General features: G+C 72.4%; 20 protein-coding genes. 8 read left to right on the forward strand and 12 right to left on the reverse strand.

The genetic code is table 11. From position 1 onward, the window contains the following. Nucleotides 1-708: 708 nt before the first annotated feature. Together F9278_RS00845 and F9278_RS00850 are read right to left on the reverse strand one after the other, a co-directional pair. Nucleotides 709-1,542, reverse strand: a complete 834-nt coding sequence (locus F9278_RS00845) for a response regulator transcription factor (protein ID WP_319023096.1) — start codon at nt 1,540-1,542, stop codon at nt 709-711. A gap of 98 nt (nt 1,543-1,640) precedes the next feature. Further along, entirely contained in the window at nt 1,641-2,429 is a 789-nt protein-coding gene (locus F9278_RS00850) for a sulfite exporter TauE/SafE family protein (protein ID WP_152166514.1), read from the reverse strand. Nucleotides 2,430-2,684: 255 nt separating this feature from the next. Here F9278_RS00850 and F9278_RS00855 point away from each other — a divergent pair, with 255 nt between their 5' ends. From F9278_RS00855 to F9278_RS00880, 6 genes are all read left to right on the forward strand, one after another. Next, nucleotides 2,685-3,899, forward strand: a complete 1,215-nt coding sequence (locus F9278_RS00855) for a hypothetical protein (protein WP_226966567.1) — start codon at nt 2,685-2,687, stop codon at nt 3,897-3,899. 158 nt (nt 3,900-4,057) lie between these two features. Further along, nucleotides 4,058-4,297 (forward strand): chaplin, encoded by a 240-nt coding sequence (locus F9278_RS00860; protein WP_152166515.1) that lies wholly within the window; start codon nt 4,058-4,060, stop codon nt 4,295-4,297. Between the two features lie 117 nt (nt 4,298-4,414). After that, the gene (locus F9278_RS00865) at nt 4,415-6,001 is read left to right on the forward strand and encodes an oxidoreductase (protein WP_152166516.1); all 1,587 of its coding nucleotides are present in this window, start codon (nt 4,415-4,417) and stop codon (nt 5,999-6,001) included. 50 nt (nt 6,002-6,051) lie between these two features. After that, nucleotides 6,052-6,369, forward strand: a complete 318-nt coding sequence (locus tag F9278_RS00870; RefSeq protein ID WP_152166517.1) for an ankyrin repeat domain-containing protein — start codon at nt 6,052-6,054, stop codon at nt 6,367-6,369. Between the two features lie 209 nt (nt 6,370-6,578). Continuing rightward, a complete protein-coding gene (locus F9278_RS00875; RefSeq protein ID WP_152166518.1) occupies nt 6,579-7,946 on the forward strand; it encodes an FAD-dependent oxidoreductase in 1,368 nt (455 codons plus the stop codon). Nucleotides 7,947-8,256: 310 nt separating this feature from the next. After that, the gene (locus F9278_RS00880) at nt 8,257-8,670 is read left to right on the forward strand and encodes a DUF6069 family protein (protein WP_193241331.1); all 414 of its coding nucleotides are present in this window, start codon (nt 8,257-8,259) and stop codon (nt 8,668-8,670) included. A 4-nt stretch (nt 8,671-8,674) separates the two neighbouring features. Here F9278_RS00880 and F9278_RS00885 read toward each other — a convergent pair whose 3' ends face one another. Continuing rightward, nucleotides 8,675-9,838 carry an ABC transporter substrate-binding protein gene (locus tag F9278_RS00885; protein ID WP_152166519.1) on the reverse strand — a complete coding sequence of 388 codons (1,164 nt, stop codon included), beginning with the start codon at nt 9,836-9,838 and terminating at the stop codon, nt 8,675-8,677. 142 nt (nt 9,839-9,980) lie between these two features. On the opposite strand from F9278_RS00885, the gene F9278_RS00890 reads away from it, so the two are divergent. After that, the gene (locus F9278_RS00890) at nt 9,981-10,625 is read left to right on the forward strand and encodes a hypothetical protein (RefSeq protein WP_152166520.1); all 645 of its coding nucleotides are present in this window, start codon (nt 9,981-9,983) and stop codon (nt 10,623-10,625) included. Nucleotides 10,626-10,650: 25 nt separating this feature from the next. Here F9278_RS00890 and F9278_RS00895 read toward each other — a convergent pair whose 3' ends face one another. The 6 genes from F9278_RS00895 to glyA form a co-directional block, all read right to left on the reverse strand. Continuing rightward, nucleotides 10,651-11,769, reverse strand: a complete 1,119-nt coding sequence (locus tag F9278_RS00895; RefSeq protein ID WP_152166521.1) for an NHL repeat-containing protein — start codon at nt 11,767-11,769, stop codon at nt 10,651-10,653. 150 nt (nt 11,770-11,919) lie between these two features. Continuing rightward, on the reverse strand, nt 11,920-12,585 hold the full coding sequence (locus tag F9278_RS00900; RefSeq protein ID WP_193241332.1) for a sarcosine oxidase subunit gamma: 666 nt from the start codon (nt 12,583-12,585) through the stop codon (nt 11,920-11,922). Further along, nucleotides 12,578-15,484 (reverse strand): sarcosine oxidase subunit alpha family protein, encoded by a 2,907-nt coding sequence (locus tag F9278_RS00905; protein WP_152166522.1) that lies wholly within the window; start codon nt 15,482-15,484, stop codon nt 12,578-12,580. The genes F9278_RS00900 and F9278_RS00905 overlap by 8 nt, the downstream gene beginning before the upstream one ends. Beyond that, the gene (locus F9278_RS00910) at nt 15,481-15,777 is read right to left on the reverse strand and encodes a sarcosine oxidase subunit delta (protein WP_152166523.1); all 297 of its coding nucleotides are present in this window, start codon (nt 15,775-15,777) and stop codon (nt 15,481-15,483) included. Before F9278_RS00910 ends, F9278_RS00905 begins: the two co-directional genes overlap by 4 nt. A 17-nt stretch (nt 15,778-15,794) precedes the next feature. Continuing rightward, entirely contained in the window at nt 15,795-17,015 is a 1,221-nt protein-coding gene (locus F9278_RS00915) for a sarcosine oxidase subunit beta family protein (protein ID WP_152166524.1), read from the reverse strand. Continuing rightward, entirely contained in the window at nt 17,012-18,346 is a 1,335-nt protein-coding gene (glyA, locus tag F9278_RS00920) for a serine hydroxymethyltransferase (RefSeq protein WP_152166525.1), read from the reverse strand. The genes F9278_RS00915 and glyA overlap by 4 nt, the downstream gene beginning before the upstream one ends. A gap of 96 nt (nt 18,347-18,442) precedes the next feature. On the opposite strand from glyA, the gene F9278_RS00925 reads away from it, so the two are divergent. Beyond that, nucleotides 18,443-19,108, forward strand: coding sequence for a GntR family transcriptional regulator (locus tag F9278_RS00925; RefSeq protein ID WP_152166526.1), 666 nt, complete (start codon nt 18,443-18,445; stop codon nt 19,106-19,108). A gap of 5 nt (nt 19,109-19,113) precedes the next feature. Here the strand turns inward: F9278_RS00925 and F9278_RS00930 are convergent, their stop codons facing one another. From F9278_RS00930 to F9278_RS00940, 3 genes are all read right to left on the reverse strand, one after another. Next, the gene (locus F9278_RS00930; protein WP_152166527.1) at nt 19,114-20,043 is read right to left on the reverse strand and encodes a sensor histidine kinase; all 930 of its coding nucleotides are present in this window, start codon (nt 20,041-20,043) and stop codon (nt 19,114-19,116) included. Further along, nucleotides 20,040-20,402 carry an STAS domain-containing protein gene (locus F9278_RS00935; RefSeq protein WP_226966568.1) on the reverse strand — a complete coding sequence of 121 codons (363 nt, stop codon included), beginning with the start codon at nt 20,400-20,402 and terminating at the stop codon, nt 20,040-20,042. The genes F9278_RS00930 and F9278_RS00935 overlap by 4 nt, the downstream gene beginning before the upstream one ends. 61 nt (nt 20,403-20,463) lie before the next feature. Further along, nucleotides 20,464-20,880: an ATP-binding protein gene (locus F9278_RS00940; RefSeq protein ID WP_152166528.1), complete on the reverse strand. Its 417-nt coding sequence runs from the start codon at nt 20,878-20,880 to the stop codon at nt 20,464-20,466. Between the last annotated feature and the right edge of the window lie 140 nt (nt 20,881-21,020).

Consider the following 21,020-nt stretch of genomic DNA (forward strand, 5'->3'; position numbering starts at 1 on the left):
CGGTGCGCGCCGGTGACCGGGTCGGGTACTTCGCGGCGCTGTACCGGCAGGTGACCGTCGAGGTGCCAGCTCCAGCCGGCAGCCCACGCCGAGTGCCGACACGCCCGACCACACCGGGCGCAGGGACAGGGGCCAGGGCGGGACCGGGGTCAGCAGACGCAGCGCGAGCAGATCCCGGTCGACGGCCGGGAACCGGTCGACGGTCAGGAACCGGTCGATGGCAGGGAAGGGGGAGGTGCCGTCCCTGGCCGCGCCCGCCCACTCCGCGAGCGGGCGCGGGCCGTCGGCGGCCACGGTGACGCCTCCGACGTCGGCGTAGAAGATCTGCCGCGCGGTGGACACACTGCCCTGGGCGCGCGTCCACCCGTCGAAGGAGGCCACGAGATGGAAGCAGCCGGGCAACGAGCGTGCCACGTCGTCGAGTCGGCCCGGTGTCCGCGCCTCGGCCAGCGCACGTTCCACACGGTGCCCGTCCACGGTCGAGCGGCGCGGGACGGCGAGGCGCCGCGCCCCGGCGCTCACCACTGTCACCTCCGTGTCCGCCCAACGGCCCACGAGCCAGGGGCGCCCCGAGGCGTGCCGGACCACCCGGACACCGGGGGCGCGGGTCAGTGGCTCGGCCAAGGCCGGGGCGGCCGGGCTGTCGGGCAACACGACGAAGTCCATGTCGGGGCAGGTCCCTTCGTACGGATCGGGGCTGCTCGCCCGTCAGGTGCGGGAGGGGAGGCGCGGGCGGGAACGGCACGGTGGTGGAGGACGTACGGCCCTCCACCACCGGCCGGCGGCGCTCAGCAGGCGGGCGCGGTGACGCGTCCCGCCGGTGTGGCGGTCCGCCACGCGGAGCTTGGCGAAGACGCGCGAGACGTGGTTGCGTACGGTCTTCTCCGACAGCACCAACTCACGGGCGATACGGCGGTTGCTGAGGCCGCGGGCGACCAGGTCGAGCACTTCGCGCTCGCGCTCGGTGAGATCGGGAAAGGCGGCCCCCACCGGCAGTTCCTGGACGGCGGAGAAGTAGCCGCCCAGCCGGTCCGCGACGGACGCGCTGAACACCGCCCCGCCCTGCGCCACCGTCCGTACGCCGCGCACCAGTTCCTCGCCCGGGGCGCCTTTCACCATGTAACCCCGCGCCCCCGCGCGCAGGGCCGCCACGACCGCGTCGTCCTCGGCGGACCCGGAGACGAACAGCACCCGGGGCGCGTCGGGGCCGGTGGATGTCTCGGCGACGATGGCCCGGGTCGCCTCGATGCCGGAACAGCCGGGGAGCAACAGGTCCATGAGGACGACATCGGCGACGACATGGCCGTCCCGCGGTGCCACGACCGCCTCCTCCCCCGTGGTCGCCTCCCCCGCCATCTCCAGATCCACCGCGTCCCCCACGACCTGTCGCACACCGGCCCGGAAGAGAGGGTGACCGTCGACGACGAACACCCGCGCCATCACGACCGTCTCCGTAATACTCCAGGTGATCCAGGTGATCCAGGTGATCCAGGTGATCCAGGTACTTCCGTTTTCCCCCGCACCGTCACGTCGTCCCTCCATGTGCCGATTGTCCTCAGGTTCGCACTGTGACGGACGGCACGGAAACAATTCGACGAGGCTCGAAGCGACGAGTGGTCCGGCCCGACGCTCAGGTCAAGTCAGGTCAGGGTCTGGGCGGCGTACAGGGCGCCGAGGGCCGTGGCGAGGGTGCCGAGGAGGAGGCGCAGGGCTCGTTCGGGGACACGGGGTTGGAGACGGGCGCCGAGGTAGCCGCCGATCAGACCGCCGGTGCCGCAGGCGAGACCGAGCCACCAGTCGGGGGCGACGTCGCCGGGGCTGACGAGCGACAGCAGGGCGTACGCGGCGGCGCCGACGAGTGACGTGGCGAAGGTGGCGGCGAGCGCGGCCGGGGCGACGCGGGAGACGGGCAGGCCACGGCCGACGAGGATCGGGCCGAGGAGGGAACCGCCGCCGATGCCGTAGATGCCGCCGACCACACCGACCGCCAGGGCGAGCCCGGTCAGGGTGCGTGGCCGCAACTCGCCTGCGGGCGGCGGCGGGTGGTGGCGGGCCGGGCTGACGCTGCGCAGGCAGAGCCAGACGCCCAGGGGCAGGAGGAGGGCGGCGATCAGGAGGCGGAAGACGTCCGGGCCGGGCAGCGCGAAGACGCGCACGGCGGCGCCGAGGACGACACCGGGCAGCGTGCCCAGCACCAGACTCCGGGCGAGGCCGCCGCGCAGGGCACCGTCGTGGCGGTAGCGCCACAGGGCCCCCGGTCCGGCGACGACGTTGAAGAGCAGGTTGGTCGGGGTGACGGCCGGGTTCGGTACGCCGAAGACGCTCAGCTGGACGGGCAGCAGGAACACCGCGCCGGACACACCGACCGGGGCGGTCACGGTCGCGATCAGCAGACCGGCCACCAGCCCTCCGGGCACCGTCCAGTCCACCGCAGTCCTCCGCGATTCCTCCCGCCCGCCTCGATCACCCGGCCAGTATCAGCGTCCCGCAGAGGGTGAGGTGCGCCCGCAACAAGATGTTCACGATCACCCACCCCGCAGACGCCGACGGCCACCGTCTCCCGTCCTCGCCCTGTCTCCGCCTGACGGCGGCGGGAGCGAAGGCCGGTGGGACCCCGGGTGATCCGAGTCGGGCCGTGGCGAGGATACTGGTGGGCGCACGTGCCCCTGCTTCCCGATGGACTTATGCCGACCTCCCGCACAGCCCGTCCCGTGACTCCCCCGACGGTGTGGCCGGCTCGTGGCCGCCATGTCGGGCCCGACGCCGAAGACGCACTCCGTCGCACCCTGCGACAGCTCAAGGACACCCAGGTCATCGACGACTTCCGGGAGGCGCCCGATGCCGGCGGCGACTCACCGGAGCGGGTCTTCGAGGCACGATGGCGGGTTCCCGACGAGGTGACCGTACGCGCCCGGCTGAGCCTGGCGCCCGATCTCGGCGGCGGGCGGGAGTGGACGCTGCTCGCGGAGGCGGAACAGGCGTGGGACCCGGCCTGGCCCTCCCCCGTCACCCGGTTCTGGCCGGAGTACGGCGACTGGGACCACGACGCCGCCACCGGCCTGTCGCTGAGCAGGATCAACGCCCTGCCCGAGGAGGACAAGGACGTACGGCGCCTGCTCAGGGACTCGGGGCGCGGCGGATGGTGCGTCCATGTCGTCGTCCACGAGGCCATGACGACGGACGAGCGCGGTCGGCTTCCCCTCGCCCGCTGGCTGTCGCCGGGCCTGCGTCACCGCGTGGTGGAGCACCGGGCCGCGCCGCATCAACTGCGGGTCGTGAACTGGGCGCTGCGGGACTTCGACGCGGAGGTGCCGCGCGGCGGAGCCGTGGTGCTGCCCGGCACGCCGGGCCCGTCCGGTTACGACGCCGAGGACTTCGCCGTACGTTCGGTGTTCCTGGACGGTTCGGAGCCGACCGACCTCGTCCGGGCGGTGACACGGTTCGCCGCGCTGTCGCGACCGCTGCCGGACGGCGCCGACGCGGCTCTCACCGCGCTCCGTGACGACTGGGACCTCCTCACTCTGGAGGAGGAACTCGTCCGGGAACGGAAGCGGGTGGCCTCGTACGCCGAGGCGCTGGAGGCCATGACGAAGTCCCGGGACCTGTACCGGGAGGCCACCGAGCGCGCCCATGAGGCGCTCGCCGCCTACCGCGAGTCCGCCGAGGCCGCTCCCGCCGCGCACACGCAGCCACCGTCCGGGACACCGGCGACGACGTCCGCGTTCCAGCAGCTGACCCGCACGCTGGAGCGCCTGAGGGGCGGCGCCAAGTCCCTGCGCCCCGCCGCCCCCGCCAAGTCCCAGAGCAACGAGGGCAAGGAAGACGCGGGTCCGGACACGAACACGGATACGGATACGGATACGGATACGGATACGGGGGCTACCGACTCCGGGCGTTAGGGCGGGACAGCGCGGGCCGCTTCGGCTCGGGAATTGAGGGGCGCCGGGTTGCCGCATGCCGTGTCCGGTGTGCGCGCGGGTCGTTGAGTGGGCGATTGGATGATCTTGCTGTGTGGTCATCGCAATGGCTGCTCAGCAGGCCTATGAGAGGAGAAAGCGTGTCTCGTGTGGCGAAGTCGGTGACGGTGACCCTCGGGGTGGCGGGGGTCGTGCTCGCCGGTGCCGGAGTGGCGGGGGCCGACGCCGGGGCCCGGGGTGAGGCGCTGGGCTCGCCGGGGGTCGCTTCGGGCAACACCGTTCAGGTGCCGGTGCACATCCCGGTCAACGTGTGCGGCAACTCGGTGAAGGTGATCGGGGTGCTCAACCCGACGTTCGGCAACGTCTGCGTCAACGACTGACGGTGCGGCGAGATGCCGGTGGCCCGAGTCCTTCGGGCCACCGGCGGGGCCGGGCTTCGGCAAGCCTCGTCCCGGGGTCTTGTTCCGAGCGGGCCCGTGCCTGGAAGATCGTCGATCATGCGTCTCGACGAACTCAACGCCCGTGAACGTCAGTTGTGGAACTCCTTCGCCCACGGGGGCGCCGTCGATGTCCGCGACGGCGCGCGGACGGAGGAACCCACCGTGCGGGCCGAGGTCGTCGCCGCGCTGCTGCTGGGCGCCGGGGCCGAGCCCGCGCCGGGGGACCGCCCGGCACTGCGGTTGACCGGCGCCCGCGTCACGGGCGTGCTGGATCTCCGGTTCGCCGAGATCCCCGTACCGGTGGTGCTGGACGAGTGCCGCTTCGACGAAGCGCCCCTGCTCGGCGGGGCCACGATCCGGGAGCTGGTCCTCACCGGATGCGACCTGCCGGGTCTCGCCGCCGACACGACCCAGATGGGCAGTCGGCTGGTTCTGTCCCGCTGTCGGCTGACCGGGCCGCTCGTGCTCACCCGCGCCCAGATCCACGGCGACCTGGACCTCCGGGGCACGGTGATCACCGCGCCCGGGACCGAGGCGATATCCGCCGTCCATCTCGTGGCGGGCGGCAACGTCCTGTGCACCGGCCTGACGGTCCGGGGCACCTTCCGCTGCTCCGGCGCCACCGTATCCGGCGAGTTCGACCTGGAGGGCGCCTCCCTGCACAACCCCGGTGGCCACGCCCTGGACGCCTACCACGTCCAGATCACCGAGGACTTCACCTTCCACCCGGGCTTCAGCGCGGACGGGCGGATCATCCTCTCCGGTGCGACGGTCGGGGCGGCGATCGGCTTCTGCGGTGCCCGGCTGAACAATCCGGGCGACGTCGCCCTGGAGGCCGTGGACGTCACCGTCGCCCGCAACTTCGACCTCGGCCGCGGCCTGCGCGTCGACGGCGGCGTCACACTCGACGGCAGCGGCGTCGGCACACGGCTCAGCTTCCACGAGGCCACGCTGACGAACCCCGCCGGGACCGCCCTGTCCCTGCGGCTGGCCCAGGCCCGGGAGACCGATCTGCGTACCCGGCGGCCGATCGACGGCACCGTGGACGCGAGCGGCGCCCGGTTGGGCACCCTGTACGACGCCCCCGACACCTGGCCCTCGGACCTCCGACTGGCCGACACCGTCTACGACGCCCTGGCCACTCCCCTGTCGGCAGCCGAGCGGCTCGGCTGGCTCCGGCACGGCACCGCCGCCTATCTGCCCCAGCCGTACGAGCAGCTCGCGGCGACCTACCGGCGGCTGGGACACGAGGACGAGGCCCGTACGGTGCTCCTCGCCAAGCAGCGCCACCACCGTGCCTCGCTCCCCCGCCACACCCGCCTCTGGGGCTACGTCCAGGACGCGACCGTCGGCTACGGCTACCGCCCACTGCGCGCCACCCTCTGGCTGGTGGCCCTGCTCGCCTGCGGCGCCCTCTACTTCGCGGCCCACCCTCCAGCCCCCCTCGAACCCTCGAAGGCACCACCGTTCAACGCCCTCGTCTACGCCCTCGACCTCCTCATCCCCCTCCCCGCCTTCGGCCAGGACCTGGCCTTCGCCCCACACGGCACCGCCCAATGGCTCGCCTACACCCTCACCGCCGCCGGCTGGATCCTGGCCACGACCACCGCCGCCGGAATCTCACGGGCGATCAACCGCCAGTGACGACCCGAAAGACATTGGCGGATCCGGGACGGCACCAGTTGAATGCCGCCGTGGAGAACACCTGGACACCCGCCCATCAGGCCGTCGAGAGCGACGAAGTGGAAACCCTCGCCCAACTACTGGCCCAGGGAACCGACCCCAACGAGGTCTGCGACAACTTGACGCTCCTGACCCACGCCATCGACACGGAGGCCGACAGCGCGTTGCAGAGCGGCAGCCCGCTGACCGTGCATCTCACGGCCGTACTCCTCGCGTTCGGTGCCGACCCGCGGCTGCCGGGCCCAAGCGGCGAGACCCCCATGGACATCGCCCTCCACTACGGCCACGACCTGGCAGTGAACCTGTTGCGGCGCCACATCGGCGAGTGAGACGGCGCGGGCCGGGGGTGGGCCTGGCGCGGCCGGACTGTGCGGACCCCCGGCAGGACGGAAATGAATTCACTTCACTTCATCTGCATCGCAAGGCTGGTACTCCCTTCCGCCATCAGGCACCCTGGTAGCCCCGCTGGAGCGCGTCGTGGCGCGCCCCTCGTCGGAATGTGAAGTCATCTCAGGTGGTGAGAAGGGGCTGAGTGCGGATGCCGGATGAGACGGTGGTCGATCTGCTCGTCATCGGGGCAGGGATGGCAGGGCTGACCGCGGGCGCGAGGGCCGTCCGTGAGGGGCTGTCTGTCGTGGTCGCCGAGGTCGGTGACGACGTCGGGGGGTCCGCGCGCTACGCCGGCTACGCCTGGACCGCCCCGAGCCACGAGGTCATGGAGCGGCACAACCCTCGCGGCGAGCCCTCGCTCACCCGTGCCCTCGTGGACCGTTTCGCGGACGGCATCGCCTGGATCGGAAGCACGGGGGTCGAGGTCAAGGACGCTCAGCCCGTCCTCGGCTTCGGCCAGGGCCACCAGTTCGACACCAACCACTACCTCGACACCTGCCGCCGTATCGTCGTCGCGGCGGGCGGCGAGGTCCTGACGGCCACCGACACCGAGCGGCTCCTGCTGGAGGACGGGGCCGTGACCGGGGCGGAGCTGGTCACGGGCGACGGCACGCGACGCGTCGTACGGGCCGGCTCGACGCTTCTGGCGACAGGCGGCTTCCAGGGGGACCCGGAACTCCGCAACAGGTTCGTCCATCCGCACGCCGACCGCATGGAACTGCGCTCCAACCCGCACAGCCGCGGCGCCGGACACCGCCTCGCGACCTCCGCCGGGGCGGCGACGGGGCTCACCGGAGCCGGCTTCTACGGGCATCTCATCCCGAGCGGCATCCCGTTCGCGGACCCGTCCGACTTCGTCGACCTGTCGCTCTACTACAGCGAGCACGCGCTCCTGTTCAACCTGCGCGGTGAGCGGTTCACCGACGAGACGCTGGGCGATCATCTGACGACCATGGCGCTCCTGGAGCAGCCCGAGAGCCGAGGGCTGCTCGTCGCCGACTCCCGGGTCTTCCGCGACTGGGTGGTGGGGGCGTATGTGAAGGGCGCGGTCGCCGTGGACAAGTTCGCGCTGGCGGCCAGGCGCGGCGGGCGGGTCGGCTTCGCGGAGAGCCTCGACGAACTCGACTGCCTGCCCGAGGAATGGGGTTACGACGGGCCGGTGATCCGCGCGGCCGTCGAGGAGTTCAACGCCGTCGCGGCGAGCGCGGCGGCGGGCGCGGCCCCCACACCGGGCCGGCTGCTGGACCCGGCACCGCTGGACCGGCCGCCCTACTACGTGGTCGAGGCGGTGCCGGCCATCACCTTCCCGTTCCACGGGGTCCGTATCGACGACCGGGCCCGCGTCCTGGGCGAGGACGGACACCCCGTGCCAGGCCTCCTCGCGGCCGGCTCGGACACCGGGGGCCTGTGGCACCGGGCCTACGCCGGCGGTATCGCGTCGGCCCTCGTGTTCGGCCTCACCGCAGCCGAGACCGCGACCCGGACAGTCGCGCCCCACAAACACGGGTGGGCATAGCGCGTTCCGGCGGAACACAGACGGGATGGCGGCGGGACACAATCGAGACGTAGGCGGGATGCCGATCGCGGCCCGGCGACGGCGCCGGTCACGTCTCCGGGACCGCGCGGACGCTCACCGTCCTCTCCCCGGGCTCGCCCATGCCCACATCGATCCACCCCCTCACATCACTTGAAGTTTCAAGCGCAGTCGGCCAGGATCATGTTTGAGATTTCAAACCCGTAGCCGTACCCCGTCATCCGTACTCCGAAATCCGTATACCCGTACGCCGTGTCTCGCGGTCGTACCTGTCGCAGCTCTGGAGTCCCCCATGTCCGCAGTCACCCAGACGTCCGCCACGCGCCGCGGTCCCCTCGTCGTGGCAGGCGGCGTGCTCGCCGCGATCGTACTGTCCTCGCTGGCGAACGCCCTGATCGCGGTGGTCGCGCGCGCGATCGGCGCGCCCGACGACTTCCAGCCCCTGGACCCGGGCTCGTACATCTTCCTGACCACGGTCGGCGTGGTGGCCGGCGCCCTCGGCTGGGCCGCCGTCCGCAAGCTGTCCGGGGATCCCGAGAAGCTGATCCGATGGCTGGCCCCGGTGGTCGTCGCGGTCTCCTTCGTCCCCGACTTCTTCCTCTTCGGCCCCGGCGGAGCGACCGGGGTCGTGGCCCTGCTCCTGATGCATGTCGCGGTCGCGGCACTCGCGGTCACCGCCTACCGCAAGGTCATGCCGCTGAGCTGACCGTTCAGCCGGTGTGCAGGATCCGGAAGCGTCCGGGCTCCGCCGGATCACGGTCGACGACCTGGATCGGCGGCCCGGCCCACTGCCAGACACCGATGCCCGGCATCCGGGAGAACCGGATCCACCCACGGGTGCCTTCGACCTCGACACCCGGCCAGGACTCGGCGATACGCGCCCGGTCCGTGCCGTGCGCGCGCAGTACGTCGGCGAGGACCGCGACCGTGTCGTACCCCTCGAAGGCGACGAAGGACGGCGAAGCGCCCAGCCGCTCGCGGAGGGCCTTCTCCACTCGTGTGCCGAGGGGGCCGAGGCGCTCGGGCAGATAGCGCAGGAACGGGATCCCGGCGCCGTGGTCGCCCAGCGACAGCGCCCACTCGGCGAACTCCGGCTGCCCGGCCGGGGCACCGATCATGACCTCCACGAGGCGACCGTCGCGGCGGACGGACTCGACGAGCGGTACGGCCGGCTCCGGGGTGCCCACCAGGAGAAGCAGCGCTGTCGCGCCCTGCTCGGCGAGTGCGTCGCAGACGGCGGCGGGGGTGAGCACGCTCATGTCGAGTTCGCTGACCGTGCCGCCGCGTGGCGTGAGGTGGTCGCGCAGGATACGGGTCCCGGAGGCCCAGTAGAGGCCCGGCTGGGTCGCCACGGCGATACGGCGGTGGCCCGCGCCGAGGAGGAAGTCGGCGTAGGTCCGCCAGCCCCGGGACTGCGGCGGGGAGAGCCGGGCGACCCGTTCCGTCGGCTGTCCGGTGAGCGCGTCGAGCACCGCCGACGAGCAGAGGTACGGCAGGCCGAGGGCGTCGGCCCTGGTGGCGACGGCGCGGGCGACGACGCTGTGGTACTCCCCCGCCACGGCGACCACGCCGAGACGGGACAACTCGTCCACTGCCGTCGCGGCTCGCTCGGGATCGGCCGCGGTGTCCCGCACGACCAACTCGACCGGCCCGCCGCCGATCCCGCCCGCGTCGTTGACTTCGCGCACGCCCAACTCAAGCCCGGCGAGCAGGTGTTGACCTGCCTCGACCCAACCCGGCCGCGTGAGCGGAACGAGTGCGCCGATCCGGACGGACGACTCGACGGACGAACCGAGGGACGATTCGTCCGATGTGCCGGTCGGCTCTGCTCCGGTCGGCTCTGCTCCGGTCGGCGAGGGCGGCGTCGTGGACATGCGCGGGTGTCTCCCCTGTGACGGATGCGGCTACGACGAATGCGGCACGGCCGACCCGGGTCGGAGCGGCGGTCGTTCGGTGCGTGAGAGTCTTGCACCGATCATGATCCGCGTGGAGTCCGGAAGGCAACGAAGGCAACGCATGACCATCAACCGACCGGGGCTGCCCGGGGATCTGCCGTCGGCGGAGGTGCTGTGGGCGCGCTGGGCGCTCGTCGCCGTACTGGAGGCCACCGCGAAGGACGAGCGGGCGGGCCGTCACCGCACGGGCACATGGGTGGACGACCAGGGGCTCCATCTGGACGACTCCGGCTGCACCTGGTGGGGGTTCGCGCGGCGCGGCGAGGGCCGGTACGTGCTCTTCGGCGAGGACGAGTCGAGCGGCGTCAAGTGGCACCGGCCACCGGTCGACATGCTCGTGGGCGCCCCGGACTGGCTTCCCCACGAGCAGCTGCGGGACCTGCTGAGCGGCAATGAACTGGGCTGTGTCTACTGGTACGAGAACGGCGCCTGGACCCGGGCGCCGTACCCGGCCTCCCTCGACGACGACGGACTCGACTGCGGGATGAGCCGTTTCGTCGACAGGAAGGACGTGCTCAGGACCATCGCCGACGAGGACCACGCCGCCGTGCCGGCCCACGACGCCGAGACGCTGCTCGGCCACGCCGAGGCCTACCGACTGTCACCGGCCCTCCTGATGTCCCTCATCACGGCGCCCGACTGGCGGGAACCGGACCGTCCCGCCATGACCGGGGCACTGGAACTCGCGGGCCTGCACCGGGCGTAGCCCCACGCTGCCGGCGTTCGCCGCGCTACTCGCGGCGTTCCCACTCCCGGCCGCCGTCCCGCGAGATCCACAGCCCTTCGCCCTTCACGAGGTCGTACGTCGCCGTCGTCGCGTCGGCGATGCCGTAGAGCGTGTCGTCCTCGACGGTGAGCGAGGTGAAGGTCGCCGGTGTCTCCAACTCGTGGAAGGCGTTGTTCTCGTCGTCGTCGGCGAGCCAGTAGCGGCCCCCTTCCCCGCCCACGAGCAGCCGTCCGTCCGCGAGCAGTTCCAGGATCAGCAGGCCGGGGCCACCGTCCAGGCTCTCCCAGGGGATGCCGCCGGCCAGGAGCGTCCGCCAGGACGTGCCGTCGTCCGTGGTCACCATCAGGCCGCGCACGCCCTCGTCCGTGGCGAGGGCCAGCGCGGCGGTGCCGCCCCGGGCGACGAGCGGGCCGCCCGAGTACGACTTCGGGACGTCGACGGAGCCGAGGGTGCGGCCGTCGCGCTGCCGTACGACACGGTTGGGTTCGTCGGTCAGGGGCTGGTCCAGGCTCCACACCGTGCCGCGTTCGTCGACGGCGACATCGACGGCGGCGTCGGACAGGCCGGCCGGGGGCGCCAGGGTGCGTGTGGCGGGGCGGTAGACGAGGGTCGGTTCCCGTGCGGAGAGCAGGATGTCACCGGCCCGGGTACGCGACGGAGCCTCGGCGAGGACGACCTCGTGCCGCTTGCCGCGCAGATCGAGGCCGGTCCCCTCCCCCGGCGGCACACTGACGAAGCCCCCGGGCACCCCCTTGAACGCGGCGGGCACATCCTCCGCGTTGGCGTGTTCCGCGTGCTCGGCGACCGTACGGCCGTCGGGTCCGAGGAGGCGCCAGGCGGTGGCGGCCGGCCCCTCGTCGTCCTCGACGTTGTCGGCGTCGTACGTCAGCAGCAGCGAGCCGTCGCCCGCGCGGGACACCCCGGACGGTGCGCCGGCCATCTCGATGACGTCGGCGGGGGTCGGGCGCGGGTCCTCGATGACCCGCTTGTACTTCGCCTCACGGCTCTCGGGGGCCTTCTCCGCGGAGGCGCTCTGGCCGCAGGCGGTGAGTGCCAACGCCGCCGCACCGGCCACCCCCACGAGTCCGGCCGTCCGCCGCCCGTGTCTCTTCAGCCACTCCATCGCCATTCCGTCGCCACTCCATCACCACATCGTCACCCGGAGCGCCGACCGCCCGGCGGCGGCCCAGGCCCCAGGCCCACTCGAACTGTTCAGCAGATACTGCCAGTCGGTGGGCCGTCGAGGGTGCCGGGGGCGCGTCGGCGGGTGCCGTCACGCGACCTCGTCGGCGCCGTACTCGGTCATCGCGTCGAGGAGCCAGCGAGCCAGGTAGTCGGCGAAGGAGGCGCGGGGGAAGAGCCGGTACGTCGGGGCGTCGTCGACCTGCCAGAGCAGTACCGGGACGGGGCCGACCGTGGTCGACACCGCCTGCCCGGGGGCGAAGGCCCGGGGATGGAGGTCGAGCGGGCAGCCCTTCTCCAGGACCTCGCGGGCGGCCGGGCCGGTCAGCTCCAGTGTGGTGCGGTTGGCCGAGACGTCGACGACCGAGCCCGGTGCCTGGGCGAGTGCCTCCCTCGACTCGGCGGCCACGGTGGCCGCTTCGCGGTGGGAGAGCACGAGCCATTCGTCGGGGCCGAGCCACAGGGCCGTGTGGAGGCCCGAGGTGGTGGTGTCCCCGCACCGCCGCGGAAGGGGTGCCCCCAGCGCCTTCCCGATCCGGTCGGCCGCCTCGGACTCGGGGTCGACCCGCAGGTTCAGCATGGTGAGACACTGCCACTCGGTCAGCTCGACCCCACGGGCGCCGGTCACGGTGGCGGCCCGCATCCGCTCTTCGAGGTGGGTCAGGGGGCTGACGCGCAGCGCCACCGGCCCCGACTCCACACCCGTGTCCACACCCGCACCCGTGCTCGTGCGCGCCTCGATCGTCGGCTCAGCCATCTCGCTTGGTCCCTTCGGGGTCGTAGAGCACGAAGTCGGCCACCTCGACCGGCACCAGGTTCTCGCCCACCGGGGCGAGGAGGGTCTCGCCGATCCTGGCCCGCCCGTCGGCGACGAGGGCGAGGGCGAAGGGGCGGCCGAGGGCCGGGCTGTGGTAGCTGGAGGTGACATGGCCGAGCATCGGCACGGGCCCCGCCCCGGGCGTCAACGGCACGCCCGGTGCGACCAGTTGGGTGCCCTCGGGCAGCCGGGTCGTGCGGTCGGCCGGCAGCAGCCCGACCAGCTGCTTGCGGTCGGTGCGGGAGGTGTCGGCGCGGGCGAAGGACCGCTTCCCGATGAACTCCTTCTGCTTCGACACCACCCACGACATGCCCGCGTCCTGCGGGGTGACGGTGCCGTCGGTGTCCTGCCCGACGATGATGTACCCCTTCTCGGCCCGCAGGACGTGCATGGTCTCGGTGCCGTACGGGGTGATGTCGTACGGGCGGCCGATCGCGTACACCTCTTCCCAGACCGCGAGGCCGTACCACGCCGAGACGTTGATCTCGTAGGCGAGTTCGCCGGAGAAGGAGATCCGGCAGATCCGGGCGGGGACGCCGGAGGCGAGGGTGGTCTCGCGGAAGGACATGAAGGGGAAGGCCTCGTTCGACAGGTCGACGTCCGGGGCCAGTTGGGCGACGACCTCGCGCGACTGCGGGCCGACGACCGCGATGGTCGCCCACTGCTCGGTCACCGAGGTGCAGTGGACGTCGAGTTCGGGCCACTCGGTCTGAAGCCACTCCTCCAGCCAGTCCAGGACGTTCGCGGCACCGCCGGTCGTGGTGGTCATGAAGTAGCGGTTGTCGTCCAGGCGCAGGGTCACACCGTCGTCGAAGATCATGCCGTCGGGCTTGCACATCACGCCGTAGCGGGCGAGGCCGGGCTTGAGCTTCTTGAAGGCGTTGGTGTAGATCCGGTTGAGGAACTCGCCCGCGTCCGCGCCCCAGATCTCGATCTTGCCGAGGGTGGAGGCGTCCATGAACGCCACCCCCTCCCTCGCCGCCCGGCACTCGCGGGCCACGGCGGTGTCCATGTCCTCTCCGGCCCGGGGGTAGTACCAGGGGCGCTTCCACTGTCCGACGTCCTCGAACTCCGCGCCCTGCGCGACATGCCAGCCGTGGATGGATGTGGTGCGCTCGGGGTCGAACAGGTCGCCGCGCTCGCGCCCGGCCAGGGCGGCGAAGGCGACCGGGGTGTAGGGCGCCCGGTAGGCCGTGGTGCCGATCTCGCCGGGGGACGCGCCCGCGCCGAGTGCCTCGGCGATCACGCCGATCGCGTTGACACCGGAGGTCTTGCCCTGGTCGTTGGCGGTGCCGAGGGAGGTGTAGCGCTTGACGTGTTCGACGCCGCGCATACCGGCGCCGGTCGAGCGCCACACGTCGGCGACGGTGACATCGCGTTGCAGGTCGACGAAGTGGGTGTCCCAGCCGCCGGGTTCGCCGTCGGGGCCGGGCACCAGCCACAGGGCGCGCACCTCGGGCCGCGTCCCCTCGTTCCGTGTCCCCTCGGGCGGGGCCGTGGGCAGCGGCACCGGGAACCCGGCGTCCGTGGCGGCCCGCGCACCCGCGTCCGCGCCCTCGCCCAGACAGCCGTCGAGGTCGTACGTGCCGCGCGCCGCGCCCACGACCCGCTGGTCCCGTACGGTGCCGTCGGGGACGAAGGCGACGAGGTCCTCGTCCCAGCGCAGCCGGCCCTGGCGCTGGCTGTGCAGATGCGCCACCGGGCTCCAGCCGCCCGAGACGGCGAGCAGATCACAGGCGAACGACTCGGGGACGCCGGTGAGTCGACCGTCGGCGTCGAGTCTCTGGACAGCGACCCCCGCCAGCCGGCCGTCCCCGTCCGTGCCGACGACCGTGCTGCCCGTCAGCACCCGTGCCCCGGTCGCCACGGCGATCTCGGCGGCCCGGTGGGAGAGTTCGGGGCGCGCGTCCACGACGGCGGCGATCTCGATCCCGGCCGCGTGGAGATCGGCGACCGTGTCGTACGCGCTGTCGTTGGTCGTGCTCACCACGGCGCGTGAGCCCGGGGCCACGGCGTACCGGTTGAGGTAGGAGCGCACGGCGGCGGCGAGCAGGATGCCGGGGCGGTCGTTGCCGGCGAAGACCAGGGGGCGTTCGTGCGCGCCGGTCGCCAGGACCACCTGGCGGGCCCGGATGTGCCACAGCCGCTGGCGCGAGACGCCGGAGGACGGTTCGGGGGCGTCGGTACCGAGGTGGTCGGTGCGCCGCTGGAGGGCCAGTACGTAGTTGTCGTCGTACGAGCCGAAAGCGGTGGTGCGGTGCAGGACCACGACCTCGGGGGCGGCGTCGAGTGCCGCGCGGACCCCGGCGACCCACTCCAGGGCGCTCTGCCCGCCGACCCGCTCGGTGCTCGCGGAGAGCAGTGAACCGCCGGGCTCGGGCTGGTCGTCGACGAGGACGACGCGGGCGCCGGAGCCCGCGGCAGCGGCGGCTGCGGCGAGCCCGGCCGGTCCGGCGCCGACGACGAGGACGTCGGTGTGGACGTACTTCTTGTCGTAGACGGCGGGGTCGGGGGTCGGGTCGAGGCGGCCCATCCCGGAGACCGTGGTCGCGGACAGGCCGTCGTACAGCTCCACGGTGGTGGCCGGGAGCATGCCCTCCGAGCACGGACCACCGATCTGCAGCAGGGCGTTGGGCTCCTCGACACCCGCCGAGACGATGCCGCGCGGGCGCCCCCGGTAGAGCGACGGGGCGACCTCGACGACGCCGTTGGCCAGCATCGCCGAGGCGACGGTGTCGCCGGGGTGGCCGGTCAGTTCCCGGCCGTCGACGGTGAAGCGCAGCACGGTGTCGCGGTCGACACGGCCGCCCTGCCGGAGCCGGAAGTGCTGGTCGGTCATCGGTTCCCTCCGGCCTGGGGCAGTGCGGGGCGGGGCTCGTCGAGCCGGTAGCTGGTCAGGACCTCGTAACTGACGGTGTCCCGCAGGACGTTGAACCAGCGGCGGCAGCCGGTGCCGTGCATCCACCGCTCGGCGAAGGGGCCCTTGGGGTTGTCGCGGTAGAACACGTACTCGGCCCACTGCTCGTCGGTGAGGTCGGCGGGGTTCTCGGGGTAGGGGACGTGGGCCTGTCCGCCGTAGTGGTACTCGGTCTCGTCCCGCGGCCCGCACCAGGGGCAGGTGATCAGCAGCACGGTGTTCTCCTCGTCCGTCAGTGGGCCACGGCCGCGGCGCCGTGTTCGTCGATCAGCGCGCCCGTCGCGAACCGTTCCAGGGCGAAGGGGGCGTTCAGCGGATGCGGCTCGCCCGTGGCGATGGTGTGGGCGAAGGCCCAGCCGGCGGCCGGGGTGGCCTTGAAACCGCCGGTCCCCCAGCCGCAGTTGACGTAGAGGTTCTCGACCGGGGTGGTGCCGATGATCGGGGAGGCGTCGGGGCTGACGTCGACGATGCCGCCCCAGGTCCGCAGCACATGCGCGCGGGCGAAGACGGGGAACAGCTCGACGGCGGCGGCCATCTGCTGCTCGATCACATGGAACGAGCCGCGCTGGCCGTAGCCGTTGTACGCGTCCACGCCCGCGCCCATGACCAGCTCGCCCTTGTGGGCCTGCGAGACGTAGACGTGCACATGGTTGGACATGACGACCGTGGGGTGCACCGGTTCGTGCAGTTCGGAGACCAGCGCCTGGAGCGGATGGGACTGGACCGGCAGGCGGACGCCCGCCCGCTCGGCCAGCACGCTGCTGTGCCCGGCGGCGGCGAGGCCGACGCCGCCCGCGTGGATGCGGCCCCGGTTGGTGTCGACGCCCACGACCCGGTCGCCGTCCTTGAGGAAGCCGGTGACCTCGCAGCCCTGGATCAGGTCCACGCCCATCTCGTCGGCGCGGCGGGCCAGCGCCCAGGCGACGTGGTCGTGCTTGGCGATGCCGGCCCGCGGCTGGAAGGTGGCGCCGAGGACCGGGTACCGGGTGCGGGAGGAGACGTTGAGGATGGGGCAGACCTTGGCGACCTGGTCCGGCTCCAGCCACTCGGCGTCGACACCGTTCAGCCGGTTGGCGTTGACGCGGCGCACGCCCTCGCGGACGTCCTGGAGGGTGTGGGCGAGGTTGAGGACTCCACGCTGGCTGAACAGGAAGTCGTAGTCCAGCTCCTCCGGGAGCCGCTCCCACAGCTTGAGCGCGTACTCGTAGATCGCCGCGCTCTCGTCCCACAGATAGTTGGAGCGGATGATCGTGGTGTTGCGGGCCATGTTGCCGCCCGCCAGCCACCCCTTCTCCAGGACCGCGACATTGGTGATGCCGTGGTTCTTGGCGAGGTAGTAGGCGGTCGCCAGGCCGTGCCCGCCCGCTCCGACGATGACGACGTCGTACGAGGAGCGCGGCTCGGGGTTGCGCCAGAGCCAGTCCGGATGCTCCGGCAGCGCCGTGCTGGTCATGCCGCGTCTCCGTTCACGTGGGACAGGTGGGACAGGTGGGGATAGAGGGGGAAGGCGGAGGCGAGTTTCTCGACCCGGTCGCGCAGCAGGCCCGCGCGCTCGTCGCCGAGCTGCTCCTCCTTGAGCGCCTGGGCGATGATGTCGGCGACCTCCCGGAACTCCGCCTCGCCGAAGCCCCGGGTGGCGAGGGCGGGTGTGCCGATCCGCAGGCCGGAGGAGACCATCGGCGGGCGGGGGTCGAACGGGACCGCGTTGCGGTTGACGGTGATGCCGACGCGGTGCAGGCGGTCCTCGGCCTGCTGCCCGTCGAGCGCGGACCTCCGCAGGTCGACGAGGACCAGATGGACCTCGGTGCCGCCGGTCAGCACGGTGATCCCGGCCTCGGCGACGTCGTCGGCCAGCAGCCGTCCGGCGAGGATACGGGCGCCGTGCAGGGTGCGCTGCTGGCGCTCCCTGAACTCGGGGCCGGCGGCCACCTTGAAGGCGACCGCCTTCGCCGCGACGACATGCTCCAGCGGGCCGCCCTGCTGACCGGGGAAAACCGCCGAGTTGATCTTCTTGGCGAGGGCGGCGCGGCTGAGGATCACGCCGCCGCGCGGGCCGCCGAGGGTCTTGTGGGTGGTGGTCGTGACGACATCGGCGTACGGCACCGGGTTCGGGTGCAGGCCCGCGGCCACCAGCCCGGCGAAGTGGGCCATGTCGACGAGCAGATACGCGCCGACCGCGTCGGCGATCCGCCGGAACTCGGCGAAGTCCAGCCGCCGGGAGTAGGCGGACCAGCCCGCGACGATCATCCTGGGCCGGTGGGCGAGGGCGAGCCGCTCGACCTCGTCCATGTCGATACGCATGTCGGACTCGCGTACGTGGTACGGCACGACGTCGTACAGCTTGCCGGAGAAGTTGATGCGCATGCCGTGCGTCAGATGGCCGCCGTGGGCGAGGTCGAGGCCGAGGATCGTGTCGCCGGGCTCCAGCAGGGCGAACATCGCGGCGGCGTTGGCCTGGGCGCCCGAGTGCGGCTGGACGTTCGCGGCCTCGGCGCCGAAGAGTTCCCGCACCCGGGCGATGGCCAGCCGTTCGACGACGTCGACGTGTTCGCAGCCGCCGTAGTAGCGGCGGCCGGGGTAGCCCTCGGCGTACTTGTTGGTCAGGACCGAGCCCTGGGCCTCCATGACCGCCGCCGGGGCGAAGTTCTCCGAGGCGATCATTTCGAGGGTGGACTGCTGGCGGCGCAGCTCGGCGTCGACCGCGGTGGCGATCTCCGGGTCGAGCGTGCCGAGCCGAAGGGAGAGGGAAGGGGCGACCGTGGTGGTGGACGGGGTGGTTGCCATCTGCACACCATTCTGAGAGCCGACTAAAGAACGACTGATATATTAGCCTCTGCGGTAAGGTATGGGAGCTCGCCGGACAGGTCAAGGGGGCATGGCATGCAGCAGGTGGCGACAGAGCCCGGAGGCGAGGAGCCGTCCCTCGCCGAGCGGGCCTACCGCGTCGTCCGGGACCGTCTCGTCATGCTGGAGATCCGGCCGGGCGCGCCGATCAACGAGGAGCAGCTGGGGCAGTCCCTCGGGGTCGGACGGACACCGGTCCGTGAGGCGCTCAAGCGGCTCCAGTACGAGCGCCTCGTGACGACGTATCCCCGGCGCGGCACCTTCGCCACCGACGTCAACATCACCGACCTCGCCCATATCTCCGAGGTCCGGCAGGAGCTGGAGCCGCTGGCCGCCGCCCAGGCCGCGCGGCGGGCCACGGCCACGGACCGCGCGGCGCTGACGGCCCTGCGGCGGGAGCTGGGCGGCGCGGACTCCGGCCGCCAGGACGCCACCGAGCTGATGCAGCTGGACCTCCAGGTGCACCGCGCGATCTACGCCGCCACGCACAACCCGTATCTGGAGGACACCCTCGTCCGCCACGACAACCTGGCCACCCGCATCTGGTGCCTGTTCGTCGACCGGCTGTCCGACATGGCCGGGCATGTCGAGGAGCACGGCCCGCTGATCGAGGCGATCGTCGCGGGTGACGCCGACAAGGCGGCGTATCTCGCCCGCAGCCATGTGGTGGGCTTCGAGCAGGCCGTCCGCGCCGCGATCTGAGCCCCTCAGAGGGGCAGGTAGAAGCGGACGGTGGTGCCGGCCTCGGTGGTGTGCAGGCGTACGAGGTCGGTGATGTAGTGGACGAGCAGCAGGCCGCGTCCGCCCGGCTGGTCGCGGGTCGGTGGTCGGCGGCCCGCCATCGGGTCGGTGAGCCGACCGCCGTCGTGGACCTCGCAGACGACCCGCTCGCCCTCGGCCCAGATCCGCAGCGTCCCCGAACCACCGCCGTGCACCACGCTGTTGGTGGTCAGCTCCGCCACGGCCAGCGTCAGATCCTGCGACCGGTCCGCGGCGAGCCCGAGTCGCCCGGCCTCCCGGACGGCGAAGTCACGAGCCTCCGGGAGCGCCCGCGCGTCGAACGACAGGGTCGCGGCCCCGGGCGGGTAGGTGAGGGGCTGGTTGTAGCGGGCGACGACGCGCTCGGGATCGTAGGCGTCGCTGTCCCGCCGGACACCGGTGTCGATGACGTCGGGGTGGGTGGCGTGGGCGTCGGCGAGTACCTCGGGCGCCAGGCCGTCCGCGTCGTACGGACAGAGGATCGTCACCTCGCGGCCCTCGAAGGCCGCGTTGATGAGAGCCTCGTGCTGGACGCACGCCGGGTACTCCTCGGCCGAACGGCCGGCCCAGATCGGTTCCCCGATGATCCTGACCCGCCGGCCCGGGTGGGCGTCGGCGAAGGCCCGCAGGACACCGGGGATGATCCGCCCCGGGTTGCGGCCGACCTCGGTCATGTCCAGGAACTCGACGCCGGTGGCGCCGGTTCCCAGCCCGCCCCTGATCAGGTCGAGGTGGGGGCCGGGAACGGCGACCGCGAGGGCCTCCCCGGCGGCCAGGCCCTCCAGGAGGAAGGGGACCGTGCCCGCCGTGTACTGCTCCTCGCCCCGGTAGAACAGCGCGGGGTGCGCGAAGGGGTCGACACCGGTGGCCGTACTCATCGCCCCGCCACCTCGATCGTCGAAAGGCCGGGCCAGAACATGCCCAGGATGCGCGGCAGTTCCGGTGGCGGACTGTCCACGACGATCCGGCCGGCGCCCAGGTGCTGCGCGGTGACCGCGAGCGCCGCCGCGCCGCCCACATCGATGGCCCGCAGATCGGACAGCTCCACGAAGGAGACGTCCGTGTGGGCGCTCGCCAGCTCCTCCAGCCCCTGCTCCCAGCAGGAACGGGTGCTCACATTGATCTCCCCGGCGGCACGGATACCGGGGCGCCCGGCCAAGGAACGGATCTCCAGCGCCGCGCCGCCACGCGACGACTCCGCCGGAGCCGTCCGGCCCACGCCGTGGGAGACATCCACGGTTCCTCCCCGTCTCACCCGCCACCGGGCGTCATCGTATAACCCGCCCGTGCGGCAGCGCTCAACAACCGTCCGGTCGTTCGGTACCGGCCGGACGGAAGCACGCCGACACCGTCTTGCCGTGCCGTTGCCCCTTCATCTCCAGTTCGTCGGCGAGCATCCGCACGATGCCCACCCCTCGGCCGGAGACCTCGCCCGCCCTCGGATGACGCCGGCGCGGCATCGTCGGGTCCTCGTCGTGGACGCTCACATGGAGGAGGTCGCCGTCCCAGGTGAGGATCAGCCGCGCGTCGCTGTGGGCGTGCACATGCGCGTTGGTGAGCAGTTCGGACACGGCCAGGACGATGGCGTCCACCGTCTGGGGTTCGGCCGCGGTCCATGGAAGGGACTCCAGCTGCTGTCGTGTCCATCGCCGCCCGGCGCGCACGCCGCCCGCCACCGGGAACGAATGCGCCCAGCCCATCGCCTTGATCGCCATCGACTTCCCCGTCCTGTCGTCCGAACCCCTCGTGTCCCTCCTACGGACCGTGTGCCCGCGCCCCGCGTCCTCAGACCTCCTGCCGCCCGGTCGCCCGCCGGGCCCGGTCCGGGGGCCGGGTCCCAGGGCCTGTCTGAGCC

Origin of the sequence: Streptomyces phaeolivaceus (genome assembly GCF_009184865.1) — a bacterium.
Lineage (GTDB): Bacteria > Actinomycetota > Actinomycetes > Streptomycetales > Streptomycetaceae > Streptomyces > Streptomyces phaeolivaceus.

What these genes read in the sequence shown, in the direction of transcription:
- F9278_RS00880 (WP_193241331.1), top strand. Translation starts at nt 8,257, where the DNA reads ATGTCCGCAGTCACCCAGACGTCCGCCACGCGCCGCGGTCCCCTCGTC.
- F9278_RS00875 (WP_152166518.1), top strand. Translation starts at nt 6,579, where the DNA reads ATGCCGGATGAGACGGTGGTCGATCTGCTCGTCATCGGGGCAGGGATG.
- F9278_RS00845 (WP_319023096.1), bottom strand. Translation starts at nt 1,542, where the DNA reads ATGGAGGGACGACGTGACGGTGCGGGGGAAAACGGAAGTACCTGGATC.
- glyA (WP_152166525.1), bottom strand. Translation starts at nt 18,346, where the DNA reads ATGGCAACCACCCCGTCCACCACCACGGTCGCCCCTTCCCTCTCCCTT.
- F9278_RS00915 (WP_152166524.1), bottom strand. Translation starts at nt 17,015, where the DNA reads ATGACCAGCACGGCGCTGCCGGAGCATCCGGACTGGCTCTGGCGCAAC.
- F9278_RS00855 (WP_226966567.1), top strand. Translation starts at nt 2,685, where the DNA reads ATGCCGACCTCCCGCACAGCCCGTCCCGTGACTCCCCCGACGGTGTGG.
- F9278_RS00905 (WP_152166522.1), bottom strand. Translation starts at nt 15,484, where the DNA reads ATGACCGACCAGCACTTCCGGCTCCGGCAGGGCGGCCGTGTCGACCGC.
- F9278_RS00865 (WP_152166516.1), top strand. Translation starts at nt 4,415, where the DNA reads ATGCGTCTCGACGAACTCAACGCCCGTGAACGTCAGTTGTGGAACTCC.
- F9278_RS00890 (WP_152166520.1), top strand. Translation starts at nt 9,981, where the DNA reads ATGACCATCAACCGACCGGGGCTGCCCGGGGATCTGCCGTCGGCGGAG.
- F9278_RS00885 (WP_152166519.1), bottom strand. Translation starts at nt 9,838, where the DNA reads ATGTCCACGACGCCGCCCTCGCCGACCGGAGCAGAGCCGACCGGAGCA.
- F9278_RS00930 (WP_152166527.1), bottom strand. Translation starts at nt 20,043, where the DNA reads ATGAGTACGGCCACCGGTGTCGACCCCTTCGCGCACCCCGCGCTGTTC.
- F9278_RS00900 (WP_193241332.1), bottom strand. Translation starts at nt 12,585, where the DNA reads ATGGCTGAGCCGACGATCGAGGCGCGCACGAGCACGGGTGCGGGTGTG.
- F9278_RS00940 (WP_152166528.1), bottom strand. Translation starts at nt 20,880, where the DNA reads ATGGCGATCAAGGCGATGGGCTGGGCGCATTCGTTCCCGGTGGCGGGC.
- F9278_RS00925 (WP_152166526.1), top strand. Translation starts at nt 18,443, where the DNA reads ATGCAGCAGGTGGCGACAGAGCCCGGAGGCGAGGAGCCGTCCCTCGCC.
- F9278_RS00895 (WP_152166521.1), bottom strand. Translation starts at nt 11,769, where the DNA reads ATGGAGTGGCTGAAGAGACACGGGCGGCGGACGGCCGGACTCGTGGGG.